The organism is Streptomyces sp. NPDC055962 (assembly GCF_042270185.1).
In the GTDB taxonomy this organism is placed as follows: domain Bacteria; phylum Actinomycetota; class Actinomycetes; order Streptomycetales; family Streptomycetaceae; genus Streptomyces.
The window spans coordinates 969,233-985,127 of the sequence record NZ_JBHJYN010000001.1; the positions used below are offsets into that span (position 1 = coordinate 969,233).

14 protein-coding genes are annotated in these 15,895 nt (G+C 73.5%); 3 read left to right on the forward strand and 11 right to left on the reverse strand.

Annotation, left to right across the window (positions count from 1 at the left end):
* Window positions 1-6: 6 nt before the first annotated feature.
* From ACFC51_RS04340 to ACFC51_RS04360, 5 genes are all read right to left on the reverse strand, one after another.
* Complete coding sequence (locus ACFC51_RS04340) at window positions 7-2,379, reverse strand: polysaccharide pyruvyl transferase family protein (protein ID WP_376526932.1); 2,373 nt, start codon at window positions 2,377-2,379, stop codon at window positions 7-9.
* Window positions 2,376-3,662, reverse strand: coding sequence for a hypothetical protein (locus ACFC51_RS04345; RefSeq protein WP_376371310.1), 1,287 nt, complete (start codon window positions 3,660-3,662; stop codon window positions 2,376-2,378). Before ACFC51_RS04345 ends, ACFC51_RS04340 begins: the two co-directional genes overlap by 4 nt.
* Window positions 3,663-3,719: 57 nt before the next feature.
* A complete protein-coding gene (locus ACFC51_RS04350) occupies window positions 3,720-5,063 on the reverse strand; it encodes a polysialyltransferase family glycosyltransferase (protein ID WP_376526934.1) in 1,344 nt (447 codons plus the stop codon).
* Window positions 5,064-5,066: 3 nt separating this feature from the next.
* On the reverse strand, window positions 5,067-6,032 hold the full coding sequence (locus ACFC51_RS04355; protein ID WP_376371304.1) for a glycosyltransferase family 2 protein: 966 nt from the start codon (window positions 6,030-6,032) through the stop codon (window positions 5,067-5,069).
* 175 nt (window positions 6,033-6,207) lie between these two features.
* On the reverse strand, window positions 6,208-6,846 hold the full coding sequence (locus tag ACFC51_RS04360; protein ID WP_376526936.1) for a TetR/AcrR family transcriptional regulator C-terminal domain-containing protein: 639 nt from the start codon (window positions 6,844-6,846) through the stop codon (window positions 6,208-6,210).
* 38 nt (window positions 6,847-6,884) lie between these two features.
* Between ACFC51_RS04360 and ACFC51_RS04365 the strand changes: the two genes are divergently transcribed.
* Window positions 6,885-8,309, forward strand: coding sequence for an FAD-dependent monooxygenase (locus ACFC51_RS04365; RefSeq protein ID WP_376526938.1), 1,425 nt, complete (start codon window positions 6,885-6,887; stop codon window positions 8,307-8,309).
* An 18-nt stretch (window positions 8,310-8,327) separates the two neighbouring features.
* Window positions 8,328-8,786: a MarR family winged helix-turn-helix transcriptional regulator gene (locus tag ACFC51_RS04370; protein WP_376371296.1), complete on the forward strand. Its 459-nt coding sequence runs from the start codon at window positions 8,328-8,330 to the stop codon at window positions 8,784-8,786.
* Window positions 8,787-8,843: 57 nt separating this feature from the next.
* Here ACFC51_RS04370 and leuE read toward each other — a convergent pair whose 3' ends face one another.
* Window positions 8,844-9,503: a leucine efflux protein LeuE gene (gene leuE, locus ACFC51_RS04375; RefSeq protein ID WP_376526940.1), complete on the reverse strand. Its 660-nt coding sequence runs from the start codon at window positions 9,501-9,503 to the stop codon at window positions 8,844-8,846.
* Window positions 9,504-9,575: 72 nt separating this feature from the next.
* A complete protein-coding gene (locus tag ACFC51_RS04380; RefSeq protein ID WP_376371292.1) occupies window positions 9,576-11,156 on the reverse strand; it encodes a methylmalonyl-CoA mutase in 1,581 nt (526 codons plus the stop codon).
* A 251-nt stretch (window positions 11,157-11,407) separates the two neighbouring features.
* Here ACFC51_RS04380 and ACFC51_RS04385 point away from each other — a divergent pair, with 251 nt between their 5' ends.
* A complete protein-coding gene (locus ACFC51_RS04385) occupies window positions 11,408-12,286 on the forward strand; it encodes a L,D-transpeptidase family protein (protein ID WP_376526942.1) in 879 nt (292 codons plus the stop codon).
* 177 nt (window positions 12,287-12,463) lie between these two features.
* Here ACFC51_RS04385 and ACFC51_RS04390 read toward each other — a convergent pair whose 3' ends face one another.
* From ACFC51_RS04390 to ACFC51_RS04405, 4 genes are all read right to left on the reverse strand, one after another.
* Window positions 12,464-13,540 carry a hypothetical protein gene (locus ACFC51_RS04390; protein WP_376526944.1) on the reverse strand — a complete coding sequence of 359 codons (1,077 nt, stop codon included), beginning with the start codon at window positions 13,538-13,540 and terminating at the stop codon, window positions 12,464-12,466.
* Complete coding sequence (locus ACFC51_RS04395; protein ID WP_376371287.1) at window positions 13,540-14,223, reverse strand: RNA polymerase sigma factor; 684 nt, start codon at window positions 14,221-14,223, stop codon at window positions 13,540-13,542. Before ACFC51_RS04395 ends, ACFC51_RS04390 begins: the two co-directional genes overlap by 1 nt.
* A gap of 272 nt (window positions 14,224-14,495) precedes the next feature.
* Window positions 14,496-15,071 carry a hypothetical protein gene (locus ACFC51_RS04400; protein WP_376526946.1) on the reverse strand — a complete coding sequence of 192 codons (576 nt, stop codon included), beginning with the start codon at window positions 15,069-15,071 and terminating at the stop codon, window positions 14,496-14,498.
* A 117-nt stretch (window positions 15,072-15,188) separates the two neighbouring features.
* Complete coding sequence (locus ACFC51_RS04405; RefSeq protein WP_376371283.1) at window positions 15,189-15,695, reverse strand: hypothetical protein; 507 nt, start codon at window positions 15,693-15,695, stop codon at window positions 15,189-15,191.
* Window positions 15,696-15,895: the final 200 nt, after the last annotated feature.

The window sequence follows — 15,895 nt, forward strand, 5'->3', positions numbered from 1 at the left end:
GAACAGTCACTTCGTGCGGGTGTCGGGCAGGTGAAGGCCCGGTGCCGGCTCGGCGGTCCGGGGACCGGGGACGTGCGGGGCCGGACGCCCGGCGAAGGGGTCCGGCAGTCCGAAGAGGTCCCGGAGCTCGGCGAGGTTGGCACGGGTGACCGACCAGAGGTGCTCCTGCCGGCCGTGCACGTCGGCCACGGCTGCCCGGTGGTCGTCCAGCACGTGCGCCGCACGCTCGGCGAGACGGGCCCCCAGCGCCCGGTCGTGGACGGACACACCCCAGTCGGGGCGGTCGATGTCCGCGAGGAAGTAGGCGAGCTTGGGGTGCGAGACCAGGCTGATGACCGGTGTGCCGCAGCCGAACGGGATCATTCCCGCGTGGCCGCGCATGCCGATCACCAGGCGGGTCCGCCGGTAGAGCTCACGGATCCGGTCGTTGGAGAACAGGTACAGCGGCTCCACCGGGAGCGCCGTGCCGTGTTCCCGGCGCAGGTCGTGGACGAACTTCTCGTCGGCCGGCATGTGGGCGGCGTAGCGGACCTCGGCGCGTGTCCCGATGGCGCGCACGGCGGCGGCCGTCTCGGCCAGGAAGTGGCCGTAGTCGTGGCCGAAGCGCAGTCCGGCCCGGTCGTAGGCGCAGTTGACCAGCACCGTGTCGTCCCGGTCCGTGCCGTCCTCGCGGCTGTCGTCCAGGGCGGGGTCGAGGTGCCGGGCCACGGTCGTGGGGCACGGCTGGTAGCGCACCCGGTCCCGCAGCTCCTCCGGCAGGAGCTCCCTGACCCGGTCCACGGACCCCTGGTTGCGCAGCCCGAAGAAGGACGACTTCCCGACCAGGGCGCGCAGGCTCGCCGCGAAGCGCTCCCGCCGGTAGCGCTGGCCGTCGAAGACGTTGTAGCCGACCGCGAAGACGGCGAGCGGCGCGGAGATCCGGGGCAGGACGTCGTCGGGGATGTTCCACTGCCAGCCGCTGTTGCTGTTGGGCGCGGTGTCCGGGAGGAAGAGCCCGCCTCCGCCGACCACGATGCCGCGCCGGGCGTTCAGCTCCTCCAGGCCGGCCCCGTCGACCAGCCGGTGCACCGACCGCTCGTGCCAGCGCGAGGGACCGGTGTCGGGTCCGAAGCACATGCGCACCGCTTCGGGGAGCACCTTGTCGCCCGCGTTCTCCTGGCCGTCGGCGAACAGGGCGACGTGAGCCAGCTGTTCGTGCGCGGGCGCGGACGCGGTTCCGCCCGGCGCGGCGGGCACCGGGCGGGTGCGGGTGTACCAGGCATGGCAGTTGCCGTCGGCGGGGTCGGCGTCGAGCCCTTCGCGGGCGTAGGCGTGCGCGTCCTTCTCGCGCCCCAGCAGCCAGGCGAGCCGGGCGAGCTGGCCGTAGGCGCGGGCGGCGAAGTCGGGTGAGACGGTGGCCAGGAGCAGGTGCGCCTCGGCCTCCTCGTAGCGGGACAGGGCCATCAGAGCGATGCCGAGCGTCTCGTGACAGCGCGGCAGGTCGGGCCGGTCCGCCACGGCCGGGGTCAGCAGGGCGACGGCCTCCTCGTAGCGCCCCTGCTGCCGGTGCACCTCGGCGACCTGGCGGACGAGGTCCACCGGCGGGCGCCTCCCCTCGGGAAAGGGCAGGGCGCAGTGCAGGAGCAGCTCGGGGTGCTTGGGCCCTGGCAGGGCGCAGTAGGCGGCGCGGAAGGCCTCGTCGTCCATCTCGTAGCGCTCGCGGACCTCGTGCGCCGGGGTGCCGGGCGCCGGATCCGTACCGAGGTGGAGGACGACGGTGCTCCCGGGCACGGGGGTGTCGTCGTACGGCCGGCCCGCCGGGACGTCGAACCGGGAACCGAGCGGTTCGAGGAGCCCGGCCCCGGTCAGCGCACGGTCCACCGCGTCCTCGCCGCCTTCGGCCAGGGCGTCCAGCAGCGCGGCCGTCACGTCCTGGCGCTGGATCACCAGCAGCCCGCCGTCCCGGACGGTCCGCCCGCCGGCGGGGCCCGGCTGCGGCACGGCGGCCACGCCGGTGCGCAGGGCCAGCAGCGGGCGGAGCGGTCCGAGGACGACCATGCCGGGGCCGAGGGCGACGACCGTGTCGTAGCCCGTCTCCCGGAAGACGTCGAGGCGGCCCTGCGCACGCCGCGGGACGAGGCGCGGATGCAGCCGGCGGGCCGCGTCGAACGCGGAGTCGGGGAGGCCGGGGTGGAGGACGAGGAAGTCCTCGCAGACGGTGGGGTCGGCCAGCGCGAGGCTGCGCAGCAGCACCAGGAGGCCGGGCATCTCGGCCTCGTCGGTCCAGGCGGCGAAGGCGATCCTCCGCCGGCCGGTGACGGCCCGCCTGTCGTCGGCGTCGGGCCCGGCGGCCGTGCCGCCCCCGGCGGGGTCGGTGCGTCTGTCGGCGGAGGTGGTCATCGCAGCGCGGTCCTCATCTCGGTCTCGTCCTCGTGTGTCGCGCGGGCCGTGACCCACGCGCGCTCGCGCGGCTGCAGCTGGCCCGGAAGCCCGAAGCCGATGAGGTCCAGTCGGCCGGCCGCGTCCAGGAAGTCCAGGAGCCGGAGCACGGTGAACGCGGTGCCGGTCCCCGCGCCCCAGCCGTCCTCGCCGAGCAGCGCCGGATCGTCCAGGGGGTGCCGCAGCGAGGCGTCCCCGACGCGGTCCTGCGCACCGGGGACCAGACGGGCGCGCAGCGACCTGCGCCAGTGCGGCAGCGGGTCGCCGAAGACCAGCCGGGTGCCCGTACGGCGGTGCCAGGCGGGCCCCGTCCACGGGGTGTCCCCCCGCAGCGTGACGGCGTGCAGGTCGGTGCGCGGGGCGGTGGCCGGCACGGTGTCGCAGCGCACCACCAGGTCGTACCCCTCGATCAGTGAGGCGAGCGGGCTGCCCGGGTCGCTTTCCTCGTCGGTGATCTGGGGGGCGCCGGCGACCAGGCAGACGGAGCGTCCGGCGACCAGGCGGCGCAGCGCGCCGACGCCGGCCGGTTCGGTGCCGCCGAGCAGCGGGTCGGCGAGCCTGTCCCGGTCCAGCAGCCTGCGGTGGGCGGCGTACAGGGTGTTCAGACGGCGGACGTCCGGGTCGGCCATGCCGCCGCCCTCCGCGGTGCGACGGCGGACGGCCTCGGCGAAGTCCGTGCGGACCTGCCCCGCGGGGGCGTCGTGCAGCGCCCGCAGACGGGTGCCGTCCTCGCCGGGGAGCAGCCCGGCGGCCTCGTCCAGGCAGGAGCGGAGGTCCTCCAGGGTGGCGATCCGGCGCGCGACGTCCTCGGCCGACGACGGGTTCTGCTGGAGCGCCAGATGCCGCTCGTAGGCCCGCACCGCCTCGTCGCGGCGGCCCAGCGCGTCCAGGGCGCCACCGCGCAGCCGCCACGCGCCCTTCGATCTGGTCCGCAGCTCCGTGGCCTCGACGGCGATGTCCAGGGCGAGGCGGGTCTCGGTCTCCCCGCCCGCCTCCAGGGCGCGCTGCCCTGTGCGCAGCAGGGCGTCGAACGCGTCCTCGTCGGTCCCGCAGGCCGTCGTGAGACCGCCGATGGCGGCGACGAGCCTGGTCTGCCGGGCGTCGCTCAGGGGCCCGGCCGCCGCAAGTCCCTCCAGGTAGTCACCGCACAGGCGCAGGGCGGCCGTCGGCGCGGTACGCACCGTGCCGCCCTGCCCGGTTCTCGCCCGTACCGCCTTGAGCAGCCCCGTGAAGGTCTGGCCCATGCTCGTTCCGCCGTTCTGTCATCAGTGGCCGGACGGGGCACGCGCCCCGGTCCCGGATCAGAGGCCGAGGCTGCTGCGGGTGCGCCGTACGGTGCGGCGCAGCCGGATCGCCGCTCCTCGGGGGCCGCCGCCGGGCAGGGTGAGCTTCTGCAGCCGGCGGCGCTTGAAGTAGTGCTGCGTGGTGCTGTCGAGGTGGTCCCGCAGCCAGGACTCCGCCTCGGCGCGCAGCGTGGGGTGGAGCCCGGACTGCATGCAGTAGCCGACCGTCCGGACCAGGGGCGCGAGAGTCTCCGGAGTGGCCGCGTGTGCGGGCACCGGTTCGCCGCCCTGCTCGTCCAGATCGGGCACGAGGTGGTCGACGATCGTCAGCGGGACGCGGTTGCTGTTCTCGTACGGGGTGATGCGGTCCAGGACGAGCCGCGTGCCGACGCGCGCGACGGGGATGCCGTAGTACACGGCGGCGGTGAACATCGCGGTCGAGAAGCAGCCGACGACGAGTGCGGGGGCGCACCGCTCGTAGAGGGTCTCGGCGAGCAGGGGGCCGTCCAGCGTGGTCAGCCGCACCCCGAGCGCGGCGGCGGCGTCGTCGAGTGCCCGGGAGTAGCGCGCCGGTGCGGTGGGGTGGGGCTTGAAGAGGACGGAGGTGTGGCCGGCCCGGGCCGCCCCGCGCAGCATGCGCAGGTGCAGGTCCTCCTCCTCCTCGGCGGTGAGGATGTTCAGGGCGGCGAGGTACTGGCCCAGGAGCACGGCGGTGGGTGCCGCGGCCTCGGCCTCGGCGAGGCGGCGGTCGCCCTCGGCCGCCTCGGCGATCTCACCGAGGACGGTGCGGAAGGCGTCGTTCGGCACGAGTTCGGGCGCGACGCCGTACTCGGCGAGGAGGAGCGGGCGCAGTCCCGGTACGAGGTCCAGATGGAGCACCCGCTGCACGCGGCAGGCGAGGGAACGCGGCACCTTGTTGCGGGTCGGGCCGTAGCTCATCAGGCCGTCCGCGTAGACGTGCACGGCGCTCTCGGAGAAGATCGCGGCCAGCGCGCGGGCCGGGTTGACCTGGATGGATTCGACGGCGAGGTCGACGGGCCCGTCGGGGTCGATGCCCCACGCGAGCCGGAAGGCGCGCTGCCAGAGTTCGGTCTCCTCGGCGCGCGGGCCCCACCCGCTCGGGTGGTGCGGCCTGATGGCGTCGTTCCAGTCGACGACGGAGTCGAAACGGGCGGCGATGCCCCCGTAGCCGCGCATCTCCTCCAGCCGGAGGGCGGTCTCGGGGATCGCCGCGTTGTTGGAGACGAGCAGGACGCGGTGGCTGTCCTGCCCCGGACCGAACTGTCCGGCGTCCAGTGCGGCGGCGAGGGTGGCCGCCCCGTACAGGGTCGACACCTGGAAGATCTGCGTGCGCGTGGGCATGGGTCAGGCGGCCTTCTGCTTGTCACGCAGGCGGTTGAGCAGAGTGCTGCGCCTGGTGTCCATCATCGTCAGGGTCTGGTCGAGCACCTGCTGCGGCATGCGGTGCAGCGCGGCCGCCGACTCGTGGCGCAGGCGCCGGAGGGTGGCGGGCTCGTAGGCGTCCGCCTTCTCGTTGTGGAAGGCGATCATCGCGCAGTAGGTGCGGACCGCCTTGGGGAGGAGGAGTTCCGCGTCCCGGTCCTCGCGGATCTCCTCGATCAGCGTGTCGTAGGCGGGGAAGAAGTCCAGCTGGCGGGAGTCCTTGATCTGGGTGAGGGACGTGGTCACACCGCGCCGGTAGAAGACGCCGTACAGGTTCAGCGCCGCACAGGTACGGGCCCGCAGGTGCAGCTGCCAGATCCACAGCCGGTCCTCCGCGGTGCGCAGCCGGGTCGCGAAGCGGTGGCCGCCGTCCTCGAAGAGCCGCCGGTGGTAGACGCCCGCCCATACGAACGGGTAGTCGACCATCGTCTCCCACTCGGGGGACGCGATGCCTTCGCGCGGGTCCGTCACCGTGTGGCGGAGCCGGGCGGGGGCGCGCCGCACGACCCGGCTGGTCCCGGTGGCCTGGACGTGGTCGGTGCGGGCGAAGTCGCAGTCCAGTTCGGCGGCGGCGTGCAGCAGCCGGGCCAGGTGGCCGGGGGCGTACCAGTCGTCGCCGTCGAGGAAGGTGACGAAGTCGCCGCGGGCCGCGTCGATGCCGCTGTTGCGGGCCGCCGCGATGCCGACGTTCTTCTCGTGCCGGATGACCTCGGCGTGCGGGAGCCGGTCGGCCCAGCGGTCGACGACGGCCGGTGTGTCGTCCGTGGAGCAGTCGTCGACCAGCAGGAACTCGATGTCGGGGCCCGCGTTACGGGCAAGGCTGCCCAGCGTCGTGTCGGCGAAGGGGCCGACATTGTGGAACGGGACGACGACGGACAGTTTCGGCACGCGGGCCCTCACCTTCGATCATGGTCCGGTCACGCTAGTGACGCGGGTGAAGGAGCGGGTGACGGGCAGCCCGACGAACGGTGAACTCTGGGCGTCCTGCGGGGTGCCCCACGGCGGGGCGGCCTGCGCGGGGCGGCCTGCGCGGGGCGGCCTGCGCGGGGCGGGGCGGCTCAGCTCACCCGTACCGCGCCTCGATGCCGGCGACGACGATCCGGAGACCGTCCTCGAAGCGCTCGTCGTAGTTGCCGAAGATCTCGGCCCCGGCCGCCGCCGCCAGCGGATACCGCCCCAGCCGCTCGGCACGCTCGCCGACGTCGTACCCCTCCCGCCGCTCGCCGGGCATCGGCTGGACGCCCTGCTCCTCGGTGACGAAGCCCATCGTGAAGGCGTTCACGGTCGTGCCCGCGCGCACCGCCTGCCACAGCTCGAACCCCGCGTCGACCATGGTGCGCAGATGGGCCTCCAGCCCGTCGGCGTGGTCCGTGCCGGTGAACCGCGCGCCGCTGTAGACCTTGGCCCCGTCGCGGTGGCGCAGCAGCGCCCCGCGCAGCGCGCGCTGGTAGGCGACCATCTGCTCCTGCCAGCTGCGCGGGGCGGGGCCGGGCAGGTCCCTCTCCAGCATCCGGCGGTACATGACCGTCGCCATCTCGTCGAGCAGTTCCTGTTTGTCCTTGAAGTGCCAGTAGAGGGCCGGCGCCTTGACGTCCAGCTCCCTGGCGATGGCGCGCAGCGTGAGCCCGTCGAGGCCCACCTCGTTCAGCAGCTTGAGACCCGCGTCCGCGACGCGCGCCCGGTCGATCTTCGTCGTACCCACCTTGACAATTTAACAGCGTTAAGCACACACTCCCGACCATGGAACTTAACAGCGTTAAGGAAACGGACGTCCTGATCGCCGGAGCAGGCCCCAGCGGCCTCGCCCTGGCCTGCGACCTCGCCCGCCGCGGGGTGCGCGCCCTCGTCGTCGAGCAGGCCGCCTCGCTCTTCCCGGGCTCGCGGGGCAAGGGCATCCAGCCGCGCACCCGGGAGGTGCTCGACGACCTCGGCGTGGGTGAGGCGGTACGGGAACACGGCGGCCCCGCACCGGTCGGGATGACCTGGAAGGACGGGGAGCGGCAGGGCGCGTACGACATGTTCCGCCGCGCCGCGCCCACCGGGGCGGAGCCGTACGGGGAGCCCTGGATGATGCCGCAGTGGCGGACCCAGGAGATCCTGCTCGCCCGCCTGCGGGAACTGGGCGGCGACGTCCTCTTCTCCGCCGCCCTCACCGGCCTGTCGCAGGACGGCGACGGGGTCACGGCCCGGCTCACCACCGGCGCGGTGCGGGCCGCGTACCTGGTCGCGGCGGACGGCGGACGCTCCACGGTCCGGCGCGCGCTCGGCATCACGATGGAGGGCGAGACCGTCGACCCCTCGCCCACCCTGGTGGCCGACGTACGGATCGCGGAGGCGGCCCTCGACCGGGCCGACTGGCACATCTTCCTCGGCGAGACGGGCCTGCTCACGCTGTGCCCGCTGCCCGGCACGGCGGACTTCCAGCTGGTCGCCCAGATCAGGGAAGGAACGCCCGACACCACACCGGAGGGCGTCCGGGCGCTCGTCGCCGCCCGCACCCACCTGGGCGAGGACGACGTCACGGAGGTGCGCTGGTCGTCGGACTTCCGGCCGCGCGCCGCTCTGGCCGACCGGTTCCGCGAGGGCCGGGTCTTCCTCGTCGGCGACGCCGCGCACGTGCACTCCCCGGCCGGCGGCCAGGGGCTGAACACCAGCGTCCAGGACGCCTACAACCTGGGATGGAAGCTGGGCCAGGTGCTGCTGCACGGCGCACCCGCGACCCTGCTGGACACCTACGAGCAGGAACGCCGCCCGGTCGCCGCCGAGATGCTCGGCCTCTCGACCCGCATCCACCGGGGCGAGCAGGAACGCGGCACCGCCGCCCAGCAGCTGGGCCTCGGCTACCGCGAGGGACCCCTGGCGTCCGGCCGCGCAGGGCTCCTGGAGGCCGGCGACCGCGCCCCGGACGGCCCCGCCGGCGAGGGCCGGCGCCTCTTCGACGCCTTCAGGGGGCCGCACTTCACCCTGCTCGCGGTCGGCACGGACGCCCCGCTCCCCGCGTGCGGCGGCACGCTCCTGCACACCCTGCGCACGGAGGCGGCCGAGGCCTACGGCAACGGCCTGTTCCTCGTACGGCCCGACGGCTACGTCGGCTGGGCGGGCGAGGACACCTCGGGGCTCGCCGCGTACGCCGGACGCCTGGGCCTTGACCTCGACTTCGCTTGAGGTCCTACGGTCCGGGACATGGACTACTCACACGACGACGCCGGACTCGCACGACAGCCCATCGGGTACTGGAGCTGGGCCGCCTGGGACTCGGTCGTGACCCACATCCGGGCCGGACTGGCCGAGCACGGCCTGACCCAGCCCCCCTGGTGGGTCCTCAACCAGCTGGTCGACGCGGACGAACAGGGCCGCCCGCGCGCCGAGGTGGTCACGATGCTCAGCGGCTACCTGACCACCGGCGGCTCGATGGAGCCCGAGGTCGACTCCCTCATCTCCCGCGGCCTGGTCACCGAGGACCCCGCCACCCGTCTGCGGCTGACCCCGGCGGGGCACGAGCTGCGCGCCGAGGCCGCCGAACGGGTGGGCCGGGCGCTCGCGGACATCCACGCCGGGATCACGGACGAGGAGTACGTCGCCGCCCTCAAGGTCCTCCAGCGGATGATCCACAACGTCGGCGGCACGGCGTGGCACCACTGAGCCCCGCCGCACCGCCCGTGTCGTGGCACCAGTGAGCCCCGCCGTGCCGGGCGCCGTTCAGATACCGCTGACCGACAGCTTCGCCGCGAAACCGAGGAACAGCACGCCCGCCAGAGACGTGGCCCCGGCCGACAGCCGCTTGCGGCGGCGGAAGGCGGTGGCCAGGCGGGTGCCGCCGAATATGAGCGTCGACAGGTACAGGAAGCTGCCGATCTGGAGCAGCGTGCCGAGCAGCAGGAAGGAGAGCGCCGGGTAGGCGTAGCCCGGATCGACGAACTGCACGAAGAAGGAGATCAGGAACAGGATCGCCTTGGGGTTGAAGAGACTGACCACGAGCGCCCGGCGGTAGGGGTGTTCCACGCCTGCCGCGGGCGCCGCGCTCTCGTCCGAAAGCTCCGCCACCCGCTGGCGCCGCTCGCGCCACATCGACACGGCCGCCCGCATCATCCCGACCGCCAGCCAGGTCAGATAGCCCGCGCCCGCGTACTTGACGACCGCGAACAGCAGCGGCGTCGTCTGCAGCAGGGAGGCGGCACCGAGCGCGGACAGCGTCATGAGGACCGTGTCCCCCGTCCAGACCCCGGCAGCGGCCACATACCCGGTGCGCACCCCGCGCCTGGCGGCGACGGAGAGCACGTACAGCGAATTCGGACCCGGCAGCAGAATGATCAGCACCAGGCCGGCGAGATAGGTCGGAAGATCGGTGACACCTAGCATGAACGGAGTGTCGCATGCGGCTACGACACTCCGTTCAGCCGTTCCACATCGCGGAGAACCGCGAAGGGCTCCTCAGAACGCGTCGGTCGGGACGTACGCGCCCCAGACCTCCCGCAGGGCGTCGCAGACCTCGCCCACCGTGGCCCGCGCCGCGAGCGCGTCCTTCATCGGGTAGAGCACGTTGTCCGTCCCCTGCGCAGCCTTCTTGAGCTCCGCGAGCGCCGCGTCCACGGCCCCCTGGTCGCGCTCCGCACGGAGCGTCGCGAGGCGGGCCGCCTGCTGGGCCTCGATCGCCGGGTCGACGCGGAGCGGCTCGTACGGCTCCTCCTCGTCGAGCCGGAAGCGGTTGACGCCGACGACCACACGCTCGCCGCTGTCCGTCTCCTGGGCGATGCGGTACGCGCTGCGCTCGATCTCGCCCTTCTGGAAGCCGCGCTCGATGGCCTCGACCGCGCCCCCCATGTCCTCGACCTTGGCCATCAGCTCCAGGGCGGCCGCCTCGACGTCGTCGGTCATCCGCTCGACGACGTAGCTGCCGGCGAAGGGGTCGACGGTGGCCGTCACGTCCGTCTCGTACGCCAGGACCTGCTGGGTGCGCAGCGCGAGCCGCGCCGACTTGTCCGTCGGCAGGGCGATGGCCTCGTCGAAGGAGTTGGTGTGGAGCGACTGCGTGCCCCCCAGGACCGCGCCCAGCCCCTGCACGGCGACGCGCACCAGGTTGACCTCCGGCTGCTGCGCGGTCAGCTGGACGCCCGCGGTCTGGGTGTGGAAGCGCAGCATCAGCGACTTGGGGTTCTCCGCACCGAACTCCTCCTTCATCACCCGGGCCCAGATCCGGCGCGCGGCACGGAACTTGGCGACCTCTTCGAGGATCGTCGTACGGGCGACGAAGAAGAAGGAGAGCCGCGGTGCGAAGTCGTCCACGTCCATGCCGGCCGCCACCGCGGTGCGGACGTACTCGATGCCGTCCGCGAGGGTGAACGCGATCTCCTGCGCGGGCGAGGCACCCGCCTCCGCCATGTGGTAGCCGGAGATCGAGATGGTGTTCCACTTCGGGATCTCGGCCCGGCAGTACTGGAAGATGTCGGCGATCAGCCGCAGCGAGGGCTTCGGCGGGAAGATGTACGTGCCCCGGGCGATGTACTCCTTGAGCACGTCGTTCTGGATGGTGCCCGTCAACCGGTCGGCCGGCACGCCCTGCTCCTCGGCGACCAGTTGGTAGAGGAGCAGGAGGAGCGCGGCGGGGGCGTTGATGGTCATCGAGGTCGAGACCTCGCCCAGCGGGATCCCGCCGAGGAGGACGCGCATGTCGTCGACCGAGTCGATCGCCACACCGACCTTGCCGACCTCGCCGGAGGCGATGGGGGCGTCCGAGTCGTGGCCCATCTGGGTCGGCAGGTCGAACGCGACGGAGAGACCCGTGGTGCCGTTGGCGATCAGCTGCTTGTAGCGGGCGTTGGACTCGGTGGCGGTGCCGAATCCGGCGTACTGACGCATCGTCCACGGCCGGCCCGTGTACATCGAGGGGTAGACGCCGCGCGTGAACGGGAAGGCACCCGGGGCGCCCAGCTTCTCCTCGGCCCGCCAGCCGTCGAGAGCCTCCGGCCCGTACACCGGCTCGATGGGCAGTCCCGACTCGGACTCACGCGTCATGTGCTGTGCCTCCCGCTCAAGCTACTTATCGGTAACAATTCTCGCGACGGACTCTAGCGGCGGCGCCACGGCCTGCGGGGCACCCTCGCTGGGACCTTGCTCACAGCGCGCACCAGGGACCCGGACGCACGTCCCCCATCATGCGCAGGATTCGGCAACCGGGCAGGACGGGAATCCGTCCCATGAGATGTCCGTGCACGTGCGGCGGGCGGGCGTGACCGGAGCGGCGACGGCGAACCAGGGGGCAGAGGATGGGACGGGTACGGGAGAACAGCCACACGCGCCTCGTGCACACGGCGGCCGCGGCGGCCGCCTGCGCGCTCGCGCTGGCCGCACTGACGACGGGCTGCAAGGTCGAGGGGGTCGGGGCGGCGCAGCCCACCGCCCCGACGACGGAGCCGGTCACGCGCCCCACGGACGACGCCGAGCCGGGCGGCCAGGCGCCTTCCTCGGCCACCGCCGCACGGACCCCGACCGCCCGCCCGGCCCCAGAGCCGAAGACCCTGATGTCCGTGGGCGACCGGAGCGCGCGCGTACGCGAACTCCAGGCCCGGCTGCGCCAGATCGGGCACTTCGACCGCAGCCCCACCGGGTACTACGGCACCGTCACCGTCGCCGCGGTGCAGTCCTTCCAGGGCAAGCGCGGCCTGGCCCGGACAGGCAGGACCGACACGGTCACCTGGGAGCGGCTGCTCGCGATGACCCGGAGGCCCACGGCGAAGGAGCTCGACCCGCCGGCCGCGGGACCGGCGCCCGCGAAGCTCGACTCCCGCTGCCTGAAGGGCCGCGTCCTGTGCATCAGCAAGAACAGCCGCACCCTGTCCTGGGTGATCGACGGCAGGGTCGTCTCCACGATGGACGTGCGGTTCGGCGCGCAGTACACGCCCACGCGTGACGGCGTCTTCTCGGTGTACTGGAAGTCCCGCCACCACGTGTCGACGCTCTACGACTCGCCGATGCCGTACGCCATGTTCTTCAGCGGAGGCCAAGCGGTGCACTACTCGTCGGACTTCGCGGCACGCGGCTACAACGGCGCCTCGCACGGCTGCGTGAACGTCCGGGACGAGGGGAAGATCGCGTCCCTCTTCGCCCAGGTGCGGGACGGCGACAAGGTCGTCGTCCACTGGTAGCGACTGCGACCGGATGAGAGGCGCGGGCGGGACCGGGGGAACGTGTCCCGCCCGCGCCGAGTGCGCTGAGCCGAAGGTACGGGGGGAACCCCGGCTCTGTGCGCGGCCGATGACCAGTCGGCACTCACTACTGCGCCGGAACATCGAAGAACGTTACAGTTGATGCGTTTTCGCAGGTCAGCGCGCTATCGAGGTGCGGGACGGCGAGGTCCCGCCGGGGGCTGCCGCCGGCGTGCGCCGGGAGATGGCGCGCGTCGCACCGTCCTGCGCGCCCTCCGCGGACCGCGTGGGGAAGGTGAGGGAGGGGAGGGCGCCCGCACCCTTCCCGGCATCCTTGCCGCCGTCGTCGCCGTCGCCGCGACCGTCCCCGCCGCTCCCGCCGCCGCGGTCGTCCGCGCCCAGGAGGCGATCGCAGAAGCGGTCCAGGTTCGCCTCTCCGCGGGCCAGTTCCAGGAGCCGGCGCTCGTCGTCCCGGTCCAGGGAGTCCGCGCGGTAGTCACGGCACGCCTTGACCGACTTCCTGTACACCTCGGCCGGGGTTCTGCCCGGCGCCTCCCGGCCTCCCGTGTCGTCCCGGGTGCCACCGCTGTCCCTGTCCTCGCCCTCGGCGTCCGTCCCGCCGCCCTCCGGCCCGGCCGGCCCGTCGCGCGCGGCCGGCCCGCGGTCCGCGCCCTCCGGCGGGACGGGCGTCCCGGAGGCAGGGGGAGGAACAGGCACGCCGGGGGTGACGGAGGGCAGCGGCGACTGCTCACCCGTGTCGGGCGCCTCCGCGCCGAGCTCCTCGGGCGACGCCGCCGCGGAGACGGACGAGGCCGGAACCGGCGAACCGTGACCCCCGAACGGTGCGGGAAGCACGCCCGTGCCCCCGGCGACCGCCACGCCTCCCAGTGCGAACCCGGCGAGCGAGACGGCGAGGCCGTAGCGCACCGGGCGGGTCCAGCGCGGACGCCGCGGCGGGGCCGCGGGCAGCGTCCCGATCCGTACGGTGTGCAGGGCGTCCTGCCGGCCCGCACGCCCGGCAGGGCTCGCGGCTCCCGCCCGGCCTCCGCCCCGGGCCTCTCGGAAGGCGGCCAGGACGGCCTTCTCACCAGGCAGTTCACCGTCCGGGGAGCCCGCGTTCCGCAGCGCGTGCAGCGCGTCCTCGAGGCGCCGGGCCTCGGTTCCCGCGTGATCGTCGACGGGGCCGACGGGCTCGCCGCGGAGCAGCTGCTCCGCCACGTCCGCGTCGAGCCACTCGTGCTGCTCGTCGGCCATCACATGTCCTTCTGCGTCCACGGACGCGAATGCGTCACACCGGCGGGCGCCGTCGCGCCCTGCCGGCCCGGGCGCTGCGCGGGTACGGCACCGAGCTCCGGGCCGGCCGCCGGAATGTCGTCCTCCGGGCCGTGGTCGGCACCGACCAGCTCCGCCAGCCGCTTCAGTCCGCGGTGGGCGGCGGTCCGCACCGCGCCGGGACGCTTCCCGAGCGTCAGGGCGGCGCTCTTGGCGTCCAGCCCGATCACCACCCGGAGCACGACCGCCTCGGCCTGGTCCTGCGGAAGCTGTGCGATGAGCGACATGGCACGTCCGGTCGCCAGCGATTCCAGCGCCTCGCCCGCGGTGTCGGACTCGGCGGGTTCACCCGACAGTTCGCTCTCGTCGCCGCCGATCGCCGGGCGCCTGCCTCTCATCCGTATGTGGTCGAGCGCGCGGTTGCGCGCTATGCGGGCCGCCCAGCCGCGGAACCGGTCGGCGTCCCCGCTGAACCGGTCGAGGTCACGCGCTATCTGCAGCCAGGACTCGGACGCGACGTCCTCCGCGTCCGGTTCGCCGACGAGTGTCCGTATGTAGCCCAGAAGCCGCGGGTGCACGGCGCGGTACACAGTCCGGAAGGCGTCCTCGTCCCCGTCCTGTGCCGCGAGCACCGCGGCGGTCAGCTCCGCGTCGTCCCCCAGCACTCCCTCAACCCGCCCTGCTGATCCGAATCGTAGCTGGTCACCACTACTGCGCCACCCTGCGCGACTCAGCACGCTACGTGGTCGGACGGCGCCCCGTCCATGACTTGTACAACCCGCAACTGTCTCCTGACCCAGTGCGGTGTGACAGAAAACGCATGCACGGCGCTGAGATGAGTACGGGGTCGCTCCGCGGCCCTGTGGAAGACGGCCGGGGCCTCTCCTGTGGGGGGTGGCGGCCCCGGTCGTCGTCCGCTCCCTCCCGTGACGTCACCTCAGGGGGAACCCACGGGGCGGCCACGGCCGCGTGCGTGGCGGGACATCACCGCACGCAGCACCCTCCGGCCCTCGGTCGACAGGTCCAGGATTCTGCGCAGCCCCGCTCCCCCGCCCTGCGTTCCGCCGGTCTCGGCGAGGGTCTCCAGGATGTGGGACTGCCGGCGGAGTTCGCCCGCGACGAGCGGACCGCCGTCCCCGGCACCGGGGCCTCCGGACACCTCCGCACCGCCTGCCGGGACGTCGAACTCCCGGTGGACGTCGAGGGCGAGGAGCGAGCAGGCCTCCGCCCAGGCGCGCAGTGGCACGAGGGAGAAGTCCCGGGGCGCGGCACCGAGCAGCGCCCGGACACGGGCCGCGTGGGGGTCGCTCTCTGCGGCGGCCCGGAGCGACGCGTGCACGCCGTCGAGCCGGTCGGCCCATTCCGCGCCGCTTCCGCAGCTCGCCCAGAGCGGGCGCAACGGCTCCGGGTCGCCCCCGGCCTCCGGCGGCGGGAGGCAGCGGTCCAGGCAGGCGAGCCCGCTCGCCGCCAGACCCCGCTCGTCGGCACGGGCGATCAGCTCCAGAAGACTCATCGACGCCTCCCCCATCGGTCCCTCGGTTGCCGGGAACGCACCACTTCCCGCTTACCGCGTACAGCGCCAGATGGCTGAAAAGCGTCACTCATCCGACACGGAAGATCACAACGGGACTCAGCGGGACAGGCTCTCGATGCCCAGACGGTCCAGGAAAGCGAAGAAAAGTTCCTCCCCGGACCGCTCCGATCCCTCGACGCGCAGCAGTTCGAGCAGGGGCCCTTCGAGGACACCCCGACCGGTTTCGGCCGCCCACTCCACCGCCCGGGCCGCCGCGTCCTCGGGTGGCAGGAAGAAGTCCTCGAGCGTCGCGCCGTCCCGCTCCATGCGCTCCGCCATGGCCGCCCTGCCGAGGCAGGCGTACCAGGAGCCGCTGTGCGGCGCCGCCGCCTCGACGGCCACGCAGACACCGTCCATGACGAAGCCGAGGAGGACGGGCGCCCGCGCGGCGCGGGCGAGCGCGGTCATGCTGCCGAGCGACGGCTCGGTGGGGTGGGACCAGACCTGCCAGCCGTCCGCGCGGTACTCACGCAGCGTCAGCCGCTCCCGCGCGTCCCGCAGCGCGGGATGCCCGATGAGCGGCTCACCACTGCGGCCCACCACGTAGCAGCCCCAGAAACCCACGTCGCGCTCCCCCCGCGGTCCGGGCTGCCATTCTCCCCGCCCGGGACCACGGCGAAGCGCGAAAACGGGTCAACTCAGACGGGGTCCCGGAGGCTCGCCGGGGCGAAGAGGCTCGACACGGCACGCAGAGCCCGCCGGAGCGACGAAGACGGTGACGCGGGAGCCGCGCACCCCTCCCCGGGGATGCGCGGCTCGCGGAA

What these genes read in the sequence shown, in the direction of transcription:
- ACFC51_RS04380 (WP_376371292.1), bottom strand. Translation starts at nt 11,156, where the DNA reads ATGACGCGTGAGTCCGAGTCGGGACTGCCCATCGAGCCGGTGTACGGG.
- leuE (WP_376526940.1), bottom strand. Translation starts at nt 9,503, where the DNA reads ATGCTAGGTGTCACCGATCTTCCGACCTATCTCGCCGGCCTGGTGCTG.
- ACFC51_RS04345 (WP_376371310.1), bottom strand. Translation starts at nt 3,662, where the DNA reads ATGGGCCAGACCTTCACGGGGCTGCTCAAGGCGGTACGGGCGAGAACC.
- ACFC51_RS04400 (WP_376526946.1), bottom strand. Translation starts at nt 15,071, where the DNA reads ATGAGTCTTCTGGAGCTGATCGCCCGTGCCGACGAGCGGGGTCTGGCG.
- ACFC51_RS04350 (WP_376526934.1), bottom strand. Translation starts at nt 5,063, where the DNA reads ATGCCCACGCGCACGCAGATCTTCCAGGTGTCGACCCTGTACGGGGCG.
- ACFC51_RS04340 (WP_376526932.1), bottom strand. Translation starts at nt 2,379, where the DNA reads ATGACCACCTCCGCCGACAGACGCACCGACCCCGCCGGGGGCGGCACG.
- ACFC51_RS04385 (WP_376526942.1), top strand. Translation starts at nt 11,408, where the DNA reads ATGGGACGGGTACGGGAGAACAGCCACACGCGCCTCGTGCACACGGCG.
- ACFC51_RS04390 (WP_376526944.1), bottom strand. Translation starts at nt 13,540, where the DNA reads ATGGCCGACGAGCAGCACGAGTGGCTCGACGCGGACGTGGCGGAGCAG.
- ACFC51_RS04365 (WP_376526938.1), top strand. Translation starts at nt 6,885, where the DNA reads ATGGAACTTAACAGCGTTAAGGAAACGGACGTCCTGATCGCCGGAGCA.
- ACFC51_RS04370 (WP_376371296.1), top strand. Translation starts at nt 8,328, where the DNA reads ATGGACTACTCACACGACGACGCCGGACTCGCACGACAGCCCATCGGG.